The organism is Chryseobacterium soli, from assembly GCF_000737705.1.
GTDB lineage: Bacteria > Bacteroidota > Bacteroidia > Flavobacteriales > Weeksellaceae > Chryseobacterium > Chryseobacterium soli.
On record NZ_JPRH01000002.1, the window covers coordinates 39,119 to 54,595 of the forward strand.

The window sequence follows — 15,477 nt, forward strand, 5'->3', positions numbered from 1 at the left end:
ATTAAAATTTAAAAAAATGAAAAATATCTTTAAAAATACAACACTTATAGTAGCCCTTTTAATAATTGCTTTTTCTTTTAGCTTAACCTCTTGTAACAGGAGCGATGATGAAAAAGATGATCTTCCGCAGGAAGAACTCTCTGATGTATTGCTGAAAGTAACGGATGCAGCTACACAAACTACTGTAACCTACGATTATCAGGTAAACAGTACAACGAATCCTAATGTGAAATTAGTAGACGGACACACCTACAACGTTGAAGTTATCTTTAAAAATGGTGATGAAGATGCTACAGAAGAAATCAGAACAGCAAAGGATGAGCACTTTTTAGTCTATAACTTTCCCAATTCTGATATCGTAATGACCCGTACGGATGATGCCTCTTCCACAAGAGCAGATGGGAAGCATGTAGGTCTTAAAACAAAATGGGTAGTGAATACAGCTGTAAAAAATTCAGCAGCAACAAGCCAGCTTGTTCTTACATTATACCATGAGCCAGTAAGTGTTTCCGAAGCTTCGGCGGTAAGCGGAAATGGAGTAGTGTATGGAATCCAGTCAGGAGGAGAAACAGATGCCCAGGCTTTATACAATATTATTAATTAACAGATTGCTGTAAAAATAAAACCGCTGGATTTTTCAGCGGTTTTTTTATTTATAAATATTTGATGGCGAAGAATTTATCTTTAATAGGGTATTTTCATAAAAAATTCATATTTTTGCAACCTAAAATTTTAATCAATAATGAAGGTTACCGCACAAAACCATGATGCCGTAAGTGCATTGCTTACAGTGACATTGGAAAAATCTGACTACAAAGAAAGAGTAGAAAAGCAGTTGATTAATTATGCTAAAAATGCGCAAGTTCCTGGATTCAGAAAAGGGAAAGTGCCTTTAAGTATGGTTAAAAAACAATATGAAGCAGGTATTGCATTCGAAGAAATCAACAAACAAGTGTCTGATGCATTAAACGGATATGTTAACGATAACAAGTTAAGATTAGTTGGACAGCCTGTTCCTCAGCCAGTCAACCAATTAGACTATAATGCTGATCAAATTGAAGTTGCTTTTGAAGTAGGGTATGAGCCTGATTTCACTATAGATTTAGCTAAATATGAAGCACCTCACTACAAAGTAGAAGCTTCTGAAAAAGAAATCAACAAGAGCATCGAAAACATGCAGAAGCGTTTCGCTGAGCAGGTTCCACAAGATAAAATTACTAAAGATTCTTACATTGCTTTAGAAATTTCTCAGGTGGTAGAAGATGATGCTGAAGGAGAGCACCACCACCACCCAAAGAATGCTACCATTACTGCTGAAAACAAAGAAGCTTTCAAATTGGTAAAAGCTTTGAAAATGGATGGATCTGTAAAAGTTTCAAAAGAAACTCTTGCTGCTGACGAAGAATTAGCTAAAGAATTAGGTTTCACTAAAGAAGAAGTCGAGCACTTACACCACGCTGAAGTTGAAGTTAAAGTAAAAGATTTCTATAGCTTAAACCTGGCAGAACTTAATCAGGATTTATTTGATAAAGTATACGGAGAAGGAAACATTACTTCTGAAGAGCAGCTTAAAGAAAAAGTAAAATCAGAATTAGACGAATATTTCCAGCAAAATGCTGATGTTCACTTTGTGAATAAAGTATTAGAGCAGGTAACAGAGAAAGAAGAAGTAGCACTTCCTGAAGCTTTCCTTGTTAAATGGTTATTATTCTCTAACCAGAATATCCAGTCTGAAGAGCAGGCAAAAGAAATCCTTGAAGCTGAAAAAAGCCAGTTGAGATACCAGATCATCGAAGGTAAATTGATGACTGATAACGAAATCCAGTTGGATTATGCTGATGTTCTAGCTCAGGCTGAGCAGTTGGTAAGAAACCAGTTGGCAATCTACGGAATCCACCACTTAGGGGATGAAGAAATCCAGAAATATGCTGTTGAAATGTTGAAAGACCAGGAGCAGGTAAGACAAATTTCTTCTGAAGTAGCTATGGCTAAACTGAAAGATGTAATTCTTGAAAAAGCTTCCAAAAAAGAAACTGAAATTTCGCATGACGAATTTTTAGAAGAACTTAAGAAATAATTATAGCTGATATAAATATTTAAAGCCGCCAGTTTTGGCGGCTTTTTTTATTGAGGGATCACACTAATTGTATTTCATTCAATATTCATATATTTACATCCTAAACTTATTGTATATATGAAAAAGATAATCATTCCGTTTTTTTGTGCTGTACTTTTTTCCACTACAGTGGCTGCACAGAAGACAAGCGCAGCTCCTGCTACAACGGAAGCCGTAAAATCTAAACTGACACCTAAAGAAGTTATTGATAACTATATAAAAGCATTAGGAGGAAAAGATAAATTAGAAAGTGTAAAAACAATCATCACTGATAATACTCTTTCTGTACAGGGAATGGAAATTACCATGACGACTAAAAAAATGGGAAATAAATTCAAGTCCGTACAAAGTGTAATGGGACAGCAGATGACCCAGCTTTTTGATGGGGAAAAAGGGTATTTTGACCAAATGGGGCAGAAAACAGATATTCCTGCTGATAAAATTGCAGACTTGAAAAAAACCAAGATGATTGATGCGTTAGGATATGATGCCGCTAACTTTCAGACCGTAACGGTTGAGAAATTAGATGGAAAAGACTACAACGTACTTTCTTCAGATAAAGGAAAATTCTATTTTGATACTGCTACCGGACTTTTATACACGTCTAATGCTCCTGAAGGAAAAGCAACCGTAAAAAGTTATATGACTGTTGATGGAATCAAATTCCCGGCTGAAATTGAAGCAGAAGGAAGCGGACAGAAGATTAACATTAAAACAACAAAGGTTGTTTTGAACTCTGGCGTTACCGATGCAGATTTTAAATAAAAAACTTATTTTACAATAGAAAAGCCGGGTATTTCCCGGCTTTTTTGATATATATTTAATTTTAACTCAACTTTAACTATAATTTTAATATCACCTAGTGAAGAATTAATATTTTTAAGCTGAAAATAAAATTAAACTGTATGAACAAAATTATTTCTTCTTTTGCCGTCATTTTTTTAATGTCTGCACAAAGTTTTGCACAGAATATTCCCGCGGATCCATCTGTGAAAATAGGTACACTTCCCAATGGAATGAAGTACTATATTAAAAAAAATACACTGCCGGAAAAGAAAGTGGATTTCCGTTTGGCTATCAATGCAGGATCTATTCTGGAAGATGAGAATCAGCGCGGACTTGCCCATTTCATGGAACACATGAACTTTAATGGGACTAAAAATTTTCCGGATAACAAATTAGTAGACTTTCTACAGTCTATCGGAGTAAAATTCGGGCAGCACCTTAATGCCTATACCAGCTTTGATGAAACGGTGTACATGCTTCCGGTTCCACTCGATAAACCCGGAAATCTGGATGCCGGATTAAAAGTAATGGAAGACTGGGCCTTCAATGCGACGCTTTCCGATGAGCAGATCAATAAAGAACGGGGAGTTGTTCTGGAAGAGCTGCGATTAGGATTGGGAGCAGACAAAAGAATGGAAGATAAGTATTTACCTAAACTGTTATATAAATCTCAATATGCAGAAAGATTACCGATTGGTAAAAAAGAAGTTCTTCAGAATTTCAAACCGGATGTGATCAGAAAATTCCATCAGGATTGGTACAGACCGGATCTGATGGCCATTGTGGTGGTAGGAGACATCAATGTGGATGAAGTAGAAAAGAAAATCAAAGATAACTTCAGCAAGTATAAAAATCCTTCAAAACCAAGGGAGAGAAAGACTTTTGATCTTCCCAACCATAAAGAAACACTGGTAGCGATAGAAACAGATCCCGATGCGACCAATTCTATGGTACAGTTTATCATGAAAGATGCTGAAGCTTATACACCGGATGTTACGGTAGAGCAGTATAATCAGAGCATGGTGGAGAACATTGCCACAACCATGCTGAACAACAGGTTAAGAGAATTAATCAATTCAGCGAATCCACCGTTTACCTATGGTTCCGTGTATCATGGCGGTACCTATGCCAGAAGTAAAGAGGCCTTCCAGGGTTTTGCGATGGTAAAAGAGGGAAATCAGCTGAATGCCCTTAAAGTTTTGCTGGAAGAAGTGGAAAGAGCAAAAAGATTCGGATTTACCCAAACAGAGCTTGACAGAGCGAAATCCCAGGTGATGTCTAATCTTGAAAGATCTTACAATAACCGCAGTAAGACAGAAAGTGATATGCTGGTAGAGGAATATGTAAGAAACTTCCTGGAGCAGGAACCGATGCCGGGAATTGCCTGGGAATATGAAGATGCAAAAAATTTCCTTCCTTCTATATCACTGGCCCAGACCAATGATGTTATTAAAAAGATGGTAAGAGACGACAGCAGGGTAATTGTACTTACAGGACCTAAAAAAGATAACGTTACCATGCCTACAGAAGCCATGGTGCTGAATACATTTGAAACTGTGAAAATGGCTGACCTTAAACCGTATGAAGAAAAAGCGACCATTAAAAATCTGGTAAAACCGTTTAAATCTGAAGGGAAAATCGCTAAAACAGAAACGGATGCCAAGCTGGGAACTACTACATGGACTTTAAGCAACGGAGCAAAAGTTACTTTCAAGAAAACAGATTTTAAAGACGACGAAATTGTATTTACAGCAAGAAGTTTAGGAGGTAATTCCATTATTCCGGATGCTGATTTTAATAAAACACAATTTGCATTCTCTGCATTATCGGAAGCAGGGGTAAACGGATTTTCAAAATCTGATCTTACCAACTATCTTGCTGGGAAACAGGTTTCTGTAAATCCATCAATCGGACCATTGTCAGAAGGTATTTCCGGGAAAACAACGCAGAAAGATCTGGGAACGGCTATGGAGCTTATTTATGCCTATTTCACAGGATTGAACTACGATCCGGCAGCATTCAATGCCTATAAAGAAAAGCAGTCTGCCATGCTGAATAATTTAATGTCTAACCCGCAGTTTTACTTTTCGAGTGAACATGCAAAATTCATGAATCAGAAAAACCCGAGATTTATCGGACTGATTCCAATGGAAAAAGACTGGGCGAATACGGATTACAAAAAAGCATACGATATCTATAAAGAAAAATTTGCCAATGCAGGAAATTACCAGTTTTATTTTGTAGGAAATATTGATGAAGCCACTTTTAAAAATGAAGTTCTTCAATATATTGCAAGCCTTCCGTCAGCAGGAAAAACGACCACATTCAAAGATACGGGATACAGACAGGTAACGGGAGATTACACCAAAGTATACAAGAAAGGAAAAGATCCGAAGAGTTTGGTATCCATTACCTATAGCGGAGAAACTCCTTATGACGAAAAAGATGCGTTGGCTTTGTCTGCATTGGGTGAGGTGGCAACTATTAAGGTGATTGAAAAATTGAGAGAAGATGAAAGCGGTATTTACGGTGGCGGCGCAAGAGGAGGAATGACTAAAATTCCTTACAGTGCCTACAATTTCAGCATCAGTTTCCCATGTGGCCCTGAGAATGCTGAAAAGCTAACGAAAAGCGCAATTACTGAACTTCAGAAATTAATTGATAAAGGTCCAGACCAGAAAGACCTTGATAAGTACAAAGAAGGGGAGTACAATGATAATAAAACCCATCTGAAGGATAATATGTTCTGGATGAATGGCCTGGCTAAAAACCAGCTGGATGGAAGCGACAAATACGATATCCTGAACCATCAGGAGAAAGTAAAAGCACTTACCGTGAAAGATCTTCAGGATGTGGCGAAAAAGTACCTTACAAAAGGCAGAATAACTGCGACGCTGATGCCGGAAGATGGATGGGAAAATGCTAAAAAAGAAGACACCCAACCTGCTATTATTAAAGCAGGAGTTTCAAATTAAGTATATATAATTCCAAATAAAAACCGCAGACTGTTATGGTCTGCGGTTTTTATTTTAATTTCCGTATTCTTTTTTCCATTCCTCGGCTGCATCAGTCAGCACACCGTAGAATTCTTCACCATACTTTCTTATCAAAGGTGTTTTCAGGAATTTATACACCGGAACCTGAAGTTCTTTTCCTAGCGTACATGCATCGCTGCAAACATTCCACTCATGATAGTTCAGAGCTGTAAAAGAAGAGTATTCCGTAATACGGATCGGATACAGATGGCATGAGATCGGCTTCTGCCACGTGATTGCTCCGTCTTCGTAAGCTTTTTCAATACCACATTTCGTAATACCTCTTTCATCGAAAGTTACATAAGCACACTCACGATCTTCCACCATGGGCGTTACATACATTCCGTCTGAAGGATCAGTTGTCCATGTCCCCTGTTCTTCAAGAGCCTTGACGCCTTCCTCAGTAAGATAAGGCTTAATTTTATCGAAAATACTATCTAAAATCTCAAGTTCGTCTTTATCTAACGGAGCACCTACATCTCCTTCCACACAACATGCACCCTTACATTTCGTAAGGTTGCAAACAAATTCTTCGGAAAATATTTCCTCAGAAATCAATTTATCGTCTATCTGAATCATAATTTTTTAAAATAAATCAAAATAAGTACCTGCTTTAAAGGTCACTAAACTAACAATAATAAGCCATAAGCTTACCTCCTGCATCCAGTACTTAGGCAGAAACCGCAGCATTCTGCTTAAAATAATACTGACCGGAAAGGCTAAAAGCAATAAATACTCATAGCTCATATTCATATATAAAATAATGCTCACCAGCTGAGCTACTGAAAAAACAAGCAGGAACGTATACTTATATCTGCTTACCGGACTTTTCTTATTGTAATTTTTAAAATGATCATATACCGCATAGATAAGCATCAACACAATAGGAATCAAAGGAAATAAATCCGTATAATCCGTTACCAGTTTCATTTTTCTGAATGGGAAATAATCGATATTCCACGAAGTAAACCCAAAGAAAAACATGAGGGCAAAATAACTGAATGCAATCAAAACAGTTCCTAAAATAAACCTGAACAAATTCAAACTGATTTTTTCCGAGGTAGCAATCACGTGAATAATCACAAAAACAGCCATGGGCCAGGTGGTAGGCAGAAAAATAAAATTTAATGCCACAATAGCTCCTACCAACACGTACGATTTTTTCCTGATATCTTCATCGGCACTTGTCAGCAGCATCAGCAGGAAAGAATTTGTAAGAAGAGAAACCGCAATACCGATATCTAAATTTCCGGGATACAGCCCAAAAATAAGAAAGGTATACAGGAATAAAGGCAGATGGGTCTGATAATTAAGCGCGATGCTGTGAAAACAGAAATATCCCAACGCAATTCCCAAAAATGTTATTCCGGCAACAATTGCTTCATACGTATTGAAATTCAGTATGTTAAATATTATTACTACTAAAAGAAGAAAACCAATATAAACAGGAATTGAAAAAATATTGCTTTCTTTTGAAAGTAATTTAAACATTTTTTATAAATTTGTACAAAGTTAATTTAAAAAAGGAAAATAATGACGTCTTTCTGGTTATTCTTAAGTAAAGTTTTCAAGTGGACCTTCGGGTTTTTTGAGACATTTGGAAATGTTTTAAACTGGATATTGTTCACCGTCTGCTGTGTAATGTTCATCTATTGGTGCTATGTATTGGTAGTAGGTCTTGGCGGAAATAAAGATAAGGACTATTTCTCTCCTACAGAAGGGAAGAATCCATATTATGATCCTGAAATTTATAAAAAAGAAGGTTAATTAATTGGTTATATAGTAAAAAACCGATCAGACTTTATGTTTGATCGGTTTTTTTATAATAACGATTAAAATTTAATTTCCTTAATCATGGATGGGAAGTACAAGAACAGGAATGCTGGAATCTTTTGTAATTCCTTTGGTTAAGCTTCCTACAAATACATCATAAATTCCACTTCTTCCGTGGGAACCCATCACAATATAATCAGCATTTTTGGAACCGGCATATTCCAGAATGATGTCTTTGGCAATGCCTTGTTTCAGAAGATGCTCACAGTCTATATCCTGCGAAATAATCTGTTGCTCAATTTTATTAAGCTGAACCAGCTCATTTCTGATTTCGTTCTCTTCAACCTCTGGGAAATACTGGAACCCCATATCGCCGATAGCGAATCCAATATCGGAAGGAGCAACATGGATGAGGAAAATTTTACCATTAAGTTGTTTTGCGAACTTAACGGCGCCCTCTATAAGCTGCTCAGTTTTGTCCCCAAAATCTACGGGCACTACAATATTTATCATAACCTTTTAATTTTGCTATTTAAAGATAAGAAAAAAATGACAAAGTTTATGTTAAATAACTTATAATATTAATCATCAATGGCCCTATTAATGGTGTGCCAGTAATCAAAAACGGCAATTCTACAACATACATTTTTCCAACTTAGCCCACTTAATTAAGGATAATAGATCGTATACTATTTCTTAGATTCTTTTTATTGAAATTTAATTGCCTGCTGATTGTCGATAGTTTAGAGAATTTTAATGGATTTCATTAAATTATTGGTTGTTTTGACTGCGATATGGTGTCATCATGTTTAGCTGACTAATTTAATTTTTTTTTAATCATAATGAATCAACTTGCTTCCTGATTTTCATTTAATTTGTTTTATGATTGAATTTTTTAAGTAATGTTTAAAGCTAGCGTAAAAGCATGGAAGTTTGCAGAAACTGCATTCAGTAATGAGAGACAAAAGTATAAGCGTAAACAGCAATATAAAAGTTTTGTATTAACATTGCTTAACCGTAAACCTTCCAGATATTGGTTTGAAATTTTAGAAAGTGACAGATATAGAGAAGTTCTTTCTCAAAGACCCCGTCTTTTTTTAAAACCTTTTAAGGTGTATCTTTCCACTCAATATTCCATCCGTCAAAGAATAAAAATCATTTGCGATACCTATGATTTTATATACGATAAGCAGATTGAAAAAATAATCCGGGGCGAAGATCATCTGGTTTGTGAGTTTGCCTTGAAAAACGGATTGCCGGCGAAGTTGATGATTGGCTATAATGATCGATACAGAAAAGAAGGTGAATTGGTGTTGTCTCTGGTAATTGATCACCTTGATGGTAATGTAGCTTCCCTATCTTTTTCTGTGGAAAAAAATGAAAATAATAAATGGCTGTGTAGAATTGGTTGCCTGCAGGGTAGGCCTGTTGTAAATGGAGTTTACGTTACAAAAGAAGCTCAGAAATTGATGAATGGAATACGACCCAAGGCTTTTTTGATCGAAATGTTGCAAGAGTTTTGTAAAACGCTTGATATACCATCTATTAATGCTGTAGGAGGGAAATGCCAGGCCCAAAACAGAAAACATTTTATTCATATTCCTTTTCTGCATACAATTCCTTTTTCTTATAACGACTTTTGGGAAGAAATGGGAGGGCAGGATCTGGGAAATAATTGGTACATGCTACCATCTGGAACTTCTAGAAAAGAGATAGCTGATATAAAATCAGAAAAAAGATCTTCCTACAAAAAAAGATATATACTTATTGATTCCGTAAAGGATAATTTGCGTGATTATTTGAAAAATAATACCTGTAAAGCAGAAAGCAGTCCTGAAGTCTTATAATAGGACTGCTTCACTTTATTTATGTTTTTATAATATTCTGATATCAATCACTTTTTCGTCCCCAAGATAAGCTTCCAGAATATCATTTTCATGTACTTTGCCGACCCCTTTTGGAGTTCCTGTGAAAATAAGATCACCTACTCTCAGAGTAAAGTACTGTGAAACAAAAGCAATGATATCATCACAACTGAAGATCATGTCTTTGCTGTTGCCATCCTGAACTTTCTCTTTATTTTGTAATAATGAAAACTGAAGCTCTTCCAGATTATAATTTTCTTTCTTGAAAAAATTGCTTACCACAGCAGAACCATCAAAAGCCTTGGAAAGCTCCCACGGAAGCCCTTTAGACTTTAAATCACTTTGAAGATCTCTCGCCGTAAAATCAATTCCTAAACCAATTTCTTCATAATGTTTGCCGGCAGCTTCTTTCTGGATGTATTTTCCGCCTTTTGAAATTTTTACCACCACTTCCAGCTCATAATGCACATCATCAGAAAATTCCGGAATGTAAAAATCATTTCCTTTTAAAACGGCTGTATCAGGTTTCATGAAAATCACAGGTTTGTCTGGGATTTCATTTCCTAACTCTTTGGCATGTTCACTGTAATTTCTTCCTATGCAGATAATTTTCATAATTCTGTTGTTATTTATTTTTTGTCATTGCGAGGAGTAAAGCGACGAAGCAATCTTAGTTTATAGACAATGATAAGTCACCTTATCTTATATGAATGTTTTGTTTACTTAGGTATTAAGGAAACAATTTTCATCTCATCTAACGTGTAAACTCATTACCACAATAGTAGCAGATAAACTTATGGCTTGTCAGAATAGAAATTCCGAAAAAACTTGTAGCACTGTCATCCCTGTAAATATGATTGGAGTTGCATTTTGGACATACAAAATCAAACTCAGGATCTTCAATCGTATGCTCTACTTCCAAGGAAAATTGTTCGTTGTCCTTATAATCCTGTAAAACCGCATTGGCTTTTTCAGTGTCTTCCTCAAAAACCTGAAGCTGAATACCACCTACAGCCTGGGAAAGCAGCCAGTCGGACTGGATAAGCTGTTCATTGGCGATAAAGCTATTGACACCGTTTTCAGCCAGGATCTGTTTGTCTCTGTTGGCCTCAAGAGCAGTTTCGTAGAATTTAAAACGAACTAATTTCGACATTTTTTTAAAATTTACTTGACAATTGAATCTTTGTGAAGACTTTCTTCGTATAAAGTGGGAAATCAGCATTCTGAAGCCATCCAAAATAACCTAAATCCTTCTGAAATACAGCTTTTACTACCTGTCCCTTATATTTTCCAAAATTGAACACCTCTTCCATCTTTTCATTATAACCGATAAGCCCGGCAAGATCAGCATTCTTGTTATGGAAGGTAAACTCACTTAAAGCAGCAATTTCATTAGGAAGATCATCATATTTACCCACCTGTGCATCCAGCACATCAAAAGTAGCCATTACATCAGCCTCTGCGGAATGTGCGTTTTCCAGTATTTTTCCACAGTAAAACTGATAGGCTGCCCCAAGATTTCTGGGTTCCTTTTTATGAAAGATTGTCTGAGCATCCACTAACTTGAATTTGCTTAGATCAAAATCCATACCTACTCTTAAAAGTTCTTCAGCCAATAACGGAACATCAAACCTGTTGGAATTGAAACCTCCCAAATCAGCCCCTGCAATCATCTCCATCACTTTGGAAGCGATATCTTTAAAGGTAGGAGCATCTTTTATATCTTCATCATAAATTCCGTGGATCTCACTGGTTTCTTTAGGAATCGGCATTTCCGGGTTGATGCGCCATGTTTTGCTTTCTCTCGAAGCATCAGGGTTCACCTTTAAGATGCAGATTTCAACAATCCTGTCTTTTCCAATGTTTGTTCCGGTGGTTTCCAGATCAAAAATACAGAGCGGTTTATATAATTTTAAGTTCATTTTTTTAATTTTTATAATTTGATTGTCAGCGGATGGACAAAGTCTAACGCTGAAATATAATATCGGGGTTTATTAAATGAAATTTATCCAAGTTGTTTTTGAAACACCAATGATACCAGAATATAATAAATAACAAGCATCGGGATTCCTACAATCTGGAATATCGCTAAAATGGCAATTCCACCAATAACTAATACAGCTTTCGGATAATTATCTTTCAGTTTTTTGGATTTGAATTTCATAGCCATCATTTTTATCGGACTTATTAAAAGCCATGAAGTAAGGATGGTTAAGAGTACCAATAATAATGGGCTTTCAAACAGAAAACTGAATGCATTCGTTTCTTTAAATGCATAATATAATCCGAATAATAAAACCGTATTGGTAGGCGTATTCAACCCTTTAAAATAATAGCGCTGCTCTTCATCGAGGTTAAAAATAGCAAGTCTCAGGCAGGAAAAAACTGTCACCAGAAGACCAATGTATTTGATCTCAAAAGGGAAGTGTAATCCAAGAAGCTCATTTCCAGGGCCTAATGCGGCATACATCGTAAGTCCGGGAATCAACCCAAAACTCACCATGTCGGCAAGAGAATCGAGCTGGAGCCCGAGGTTTGAATTAGAATGAACAGCTCTTGCTACAAATCCATCAAAAAAATCAAAGATAGAAGAGAGGATAAGACAGATAGCAGTCGTTTGATAATCACCTAAAATAAGATGGATCGCCCCAACACATCCGGAAAATAAATTCCCGAGGGTGAGCAAATTGGCAAGATTATTTTTTATGAAATTCATGGCAACAAAAATACAGTTTTTCAAAATTTTATCCTGAAATATTATGAAGGAAAAAATACATTAATATCATTTTGATGTAAATTTGCCGAATGAAATTTTTTAAAGAATTTAGAAAACAAGAAGTTCTGGTCCTTTTATACCGGATTTTCTTAGCATATGTTTTTTATCAGATTGCCCGGCTTTTGTTTTGGTATTTTAATAAAGAGCTCATAAAAGTGGATTCAGTTTCAGATTATTTCAATCTGGCATTTCATGGAACCGCCTTCGATACGACGGCGATTCTGTATGTAAATGCGCTGTTTATCCTGCTGAGCATTATTCCTATTGTTATCAATACAAAGAAAGGATATCAGAAGGTTCTGTTCTGGCTGTATTTCATTACCAATGGGATTGCTTATGCCATGAACTTCGGCGATTTTATCTATTATAAATTTGCACAGGCAAGATTAACGTCTACCGCTCTGGATGTCGCCAAACATGAATCCAATGTGGGAAAAGTTTTTATGGTTTCCGTAGGACAGCACCCTTTTGTACTGATATGGTTTATTGTTTTAATGGCAGTTTGGGTTTTTCTTTACAAAAGAGTGAAAATTACCGAAAGAAAGCCTGTACAGCTTATTCCTTACTTTATCTGGTCTGTTCTTACGCTTTGTGTCACTGCTGTTTTGGTGGTTGGCGGAATTCGCGGCGATTTCAAGCACAGTACAAGACCCATTAATTTAGTGGACGCCAACCGTTTTGTAACCAATCCGATTCAGGGGAATGTGGTATTGAACAGTACATTTTCATTTTTCAGAACATTGGGAACGAATAATTTTAAAGAAGTTCATTTTGTAGACGAAAAATATATCGACGATAATATTCAGCCTTATAAAATATATGACAGGAAGGTGGAAAACCGTCCCAATATTGTCATTTTTATTGTAGAATCTTTTGGAAGAGAATATTCAGGGGCATTCAATAAAGATAAGAATATCAAAGATTATGTTTCTTATACCCCTTTTATAGACAGCCTTGCCGGACAGAGTTTAATTTTCCCTAATACCTTTGCCAATGGAAGACAGTCTATTCATGGGATGAGTAGTGTATTGGCAGGGATTCCTAGTCTTACTGATGCGTTTACCAGTTCACCATATTCAAATCAGAAAATTCAGTCTATTGTTTCCGTGTGTAATGAGTTGGGATACGATACTTCCTTTTATCATGGGGCACCGAATGGATCAATGGGATTTTTAGGATTTGGAAATATTTTAGGATTTAAACATTATTTCGGTAAAACGGAATACAATAATGACGCAGACTTCGACGGAATGTGGGCGATATGGGATGAACCGTTTTTACAGTACTTTGCAAAGAATGTAGGGAAGAAGCAACCATTTATGACGACCGTTTTCACTGCGTCATCACACCATCCGTTTAAAATCCCGGAAAAGTATAACGGTAAATTCAAAAAAGGAAAAATAGAAATGCATGAGCCAATACAGTATACGGATTATGCCATTAAAAAATATTTTGAAACCGCTAAAAAAGAACCTTGGTTCAATAATACGATATTCGTGTTCACCGGAGATCATACCAACCAGATTTATTATCCGGAATATGAGAAACCTATGAACCGTTTTGCCGTTCCGCTTATTTTTTATTCTCCAAATCCGGCCTACCAACTCAAAGGAGTGAACCCTGAAGTGGCGCAGCAGATTGACATTTATCCTACGCTGGCAGATCTAATCGGGTATGACAAGAAAATAAGAAGTTGGGGAAGAAGTTTGGTGAGCGACAAGAAATATCCTGCCATTATTGTGAATTCAGACGGTTCTTCAGAGCAGTTTATCATTGGGAATTATATTTACCGCTTTGATGGAAAAGAAATCGGTGGAGTTTATGATAAGAGCGATCTTGGGCTTGAAAATAATCTTTTGAATACACTCAAGAGCCCGGAAGTAGAATCAGGAAAGCTGATGGCGAAAGCATGGTATCAGGATTATATGAACCGAGTAATCAATAGAAAGCTGAACTAATGTTGAGCAGCTGTTTAAATTGATAACTTGGTATATCTATTGTTATATATGTGAAGGATAATAAAAGTTTTTGTTTGTTTGAAATTAATTTATATTTTTAGCATTAAATAGATAACAAAAATATTTTATTAGAATCAAAACAATAAAAAATATGAAAAAATTATTATTAACACTCGTACTTTCATTATTTGGTGTACTTTCTTTTGCACAAATAGAAGGTAAATGGAAAACAATAGATGATGAAACCAAACAGGCAAAATCGATTGTAGAGATCTATAAAAAGGCAGACGGCAGCTATTATGGTAAAGTTTCTCAACTGCTTATAAAGCCTGCAGATCCTAATTGTACGGTATGTAAAGACGACAGAAAAGGAAAACCTATTTTGGGGTTGGAAATCATCAGAGGACTGAAAAAAGACGGTGACGAATTTACTGGCGGAACGATTACAGATCCTAAAACAGGGAAAACATACAAATGTACGATTACAAGAACCGGTGATAAACTGAATGTAAGAGGATATGTGGGAATTTCTTTAATGGGAAGAACACAGACCTGGCAAAAAGTAAATTAATCAGGTTAAAATACATAAGAAGACGGCATTTCAGCAATGAAATGCCGCTTTTTTTTGAAAAAAGTGTAACGAAAATAAAATTTTCACACTCATAAAGTATGAACTCAGATTTGGAAAAAACATTTGTGGATTTTTTTAAACCGAACCAAAGGCTTATTCATAAGATATGCAGAATATATACCGATAATACAGAAGACCATGAAGATCTTTTTCAGGAAATTACCATTCAGCTATGGAAATCCTTTCCCGGCTTTAAAGGAGATGCTAAATTTTCTACCTGGATGTACCGTGTTGCGCTGAATACAGCAATTACACTATTTAAAAAACCGCAGAAAAAAGAACTTAAGCAGTCGGAAGTAGATTTTTCCACTCTCAAAATAGAATATGAGGCTTATGAAGATGATGAATATAAACTAAAGAAGATGTACCTGGCAATCTATCAGCTTTCTGATATTGAAAAGGCATTGATCATGATGTATCTGGAAGATAAGCCTTATAGAGAAATTGGAGAAATTCTTGGAATTACAGAAGGAAATGCAAGAGTGAAAATGAATAGAGCCAAAAATAATTTAAAACAAAAAATAAACGCAGGATAAA

The 15,477-nt window shown here is 36.0% G+C and carries 16 protein-coding genes; 9 read left to right on the plus strand and 7 right to left on the minus strand.

Annotation, left to right across the window (positions count from 1 at the left end; all coding sequences use genetic code 11):
- The first annotated feature begins 16 nt into the window (after positions 1-16).
- The 4 genes from IW15_RS05450 (at position 17) to IW15_RS05465 (ending at position 5,877) form a co-directional block, all read left to right on the plus strand.
- Entirely contained in the window at positions 17-604 is a 588-nt protein-coding gene (locus IW15_RS05450; RefSeq protein WP_034709923.1) for a hypothetical protein, read from the plus strand.
- Between the two features lie 138 nt (positions 605-742).
- A complete protein-coding gene (locus IW15_RS05455; protein WP_034709924.1) occupies positions 743-2,077 on the plus strand; it encodes a trigger factor in 1,335 nt (444 codons plus the stop codon).
- A 117-nt stretch (positions 2,078-2,194) separates the two neighbouring features.
- The gene (locus IW15_RS05460; RefSeq protein WP_034709925.1) at positions 2,195-2,881 is read left to right on the plus strand and encodes a hypothetical protein; all 687 of its coding nucleotides are present in this window, start codon (positions 2,195-2,197) and stop codon (positions 2,879-2,881) included.
- Positions 2,882-3,021: 140 nt separating this feature from the next.
- Positions 3,022-5,877, plus strand: a complete 2,856-nt coding sequence (locus IW15_RS05465; RefSeq protein WP_034709926.1) for a M16 family metallopeptidase — start codon at positions 3,022-3,024, stop codon at positions 5,875-5,877.
- 54 nt (positions 5,878-5,931) lie between these two features.
- Here the strand turns inward: IW15_RS05465 and IW15_RS05470 are convergent, their stop codons facing one another.
- Both IW15_RS05470 and IW15_RS05475 read right to left on the minus strand, forming a co-directional pair.
- Entirely contained in the window at positions 5,932-6,516 is a 585-nt protein-coding gene (locus tag IW15_RS05470) for a DUF3109 family protein (protein WP_034709927.1), read from the minus strand.
- Between the two features lie 6 nt (positions 6,517-6,522).
- Entirely contained in the window at positions 6,523-7,428 is a 906-nt protein-coding gene (locus IW15_RS05475; RefSeq protein ID WP_034709928.1) for a DUF6427 family protein, read from the minus strand.
- Positions 7,429-7,470: 42 nt separating this feature from the next.
- Here IW15_RS05475 and IW15_RS05480 point away from each other — a divergent pair, with 42 nt between their 5' ends.
- Complete coding sequence (locus IW15_RS05480; protein WP_034709929.1) at positions 7,471-7,704, plus strand: hypothetical protein; 234 nt, start codon at positions 7,471-7,473, stop codon at positions 7,702-7,704.
- Positions 7,705-7,785: 81 nt separating this feature from the next.
- On the opposite strand, the gene IW15_RS05485 is transcribed toward IW15_RS05480, so the two are convergent.
- On the minus strand, positions 7,786-8,223 hold the full coding sequence (locus IW15_RS05485; protein WP_034709930.1) for a universal stress protein: 438 nt from the start codon (positions 8,221-8,223) through the stop codon (positions 7,786-7,788).
- A 389-nt stretch (positions 8,224-8,612) separates the two neighbouring features.
- On the opposite strand from IW15_RS05485, the gene IW15_RS05490 reads away from it, so the two are divergent.
- The gene (locus tag IW15_RS05490; protein ID WP_051881782.1) at positions 8,613-9,557 is read left to right on the plus strand and encodes a DUF535 family protein; all 945 of its coding nucleotides are present in this window, start codon (positions 8,613-8,615) and stop codon (positions 9,555-9,557) included.
- A gap of 27 nt (positions 9,558-9,584) precedes the next feature.
- On the opposite strand, the gene IW15_RS05495 is transcribed toward IW15_RS05490, so the two are convergent.
- From IW15_RS05495 to IW15_RS05510, 4 genes are all read right to left on the minus strand, one after another.
- Positions 9,585-10,190 carry a fumarylacetoacetate hydrolase family protein gene (locus tag IW15_RS05495; RefSeq protein ID WP_034709931.1) on the minus strand — a complete coding sequence of 202 codons (606 nt, stop codon included), beginning with the start codon at positions 10,188-10,190 and terminating at the stop codon, positions 9,585-9,587.
- Positions 10,191-10,329: 139 nt separating this feature from the next.
- On the minus strand, positions 10,330-10,728 hold the full coding sequence (locus IW15_RS05500; protein WP_034709932.1) for a putative signal transducing protein: 399 nt from the start codon (positions 10,726-10,728) through the stop codon (positions 10,330-10,332).
- A 4-nt stretch (positions 10,729-10,732) separates the two neighbouring features.
- Positions 10,733-11,497, minus strand: coding sequence for a 3'-5' exonuclease (locus tag IW15_RS05505; RefSeq protein ID WP_034709933.1), 765 nt, complete (start codon positions 11,495-11,497; stop codon positions 10,733-10,735).
- Between the two features lie 83 nt (positions 11,498-11,580).
- Positions 11,581-12,291 carry a CDP-alcohol phosphatidyltransferase family protein gene (locus tag IW15_RS05510; protein WP_034709934.1) on the minus strand — a complete coding sequence of 237 codons (711 nt, stop codon included), beginning with the start codon at positions 12,289-12,291 and terminating at the stop codon, positions 11,581-11,583.
- 89 nt (positions 12,292-12,380) lie between these two features.
- On the opposite strand from IW15_RS05510, the gene IW15_RS05515 reads away from it, so the two are divergent.
- The 3 genes from IW15_RS05515 to IW15_RS05525 all read left to right on the plus strand — a co-directional run bounded on the left by IW15_RS05515 (position 12,381) and on the right by IW15_RS05525 (position 15,476).
- Positions 12,381-14,309 carry an LTA synthase family protein gene (locus IW15_RS05515; RefSeq protein WP_034709935.1) on the plus strand — a complete coding sequence of 643 codons (1,929 nt, stop codon included), beginning with the start codon at positions 12,381-12,383 and terminating at the stop codon, positions 14,307-14,309.
- Positions 14,310-14,460: 151 nt separating this feature from the next.
- Positions 14,461-14,880: a DUF2147 domain-containing protein gene (locus tag IW15_RS05520; RefSeq protein ID WP_034709936.1), complete on the plus strand. Its 420-nt coding sequence runs from the start codon at positions 14,461-14,463 to the stop codon at positions 14,878-14,880.
- Positions 14,881-14,978: 98 nt separating this feature from the next.
- Positions 14,979-15,476 carry an RNA polymerase sigma factor gene (locus IW15_RS05525; protein WP_034709937.1) on the plus strand — a complete coding sequence of 166 codons (498 nt, stop codon included), beginning with the start codon at positions 14,979-14,981 and terminating at the stop codon, positions 15,474-15,476.
- The last annotated feature ends 1 nt before the right edge of the window (position 15,477 follow it).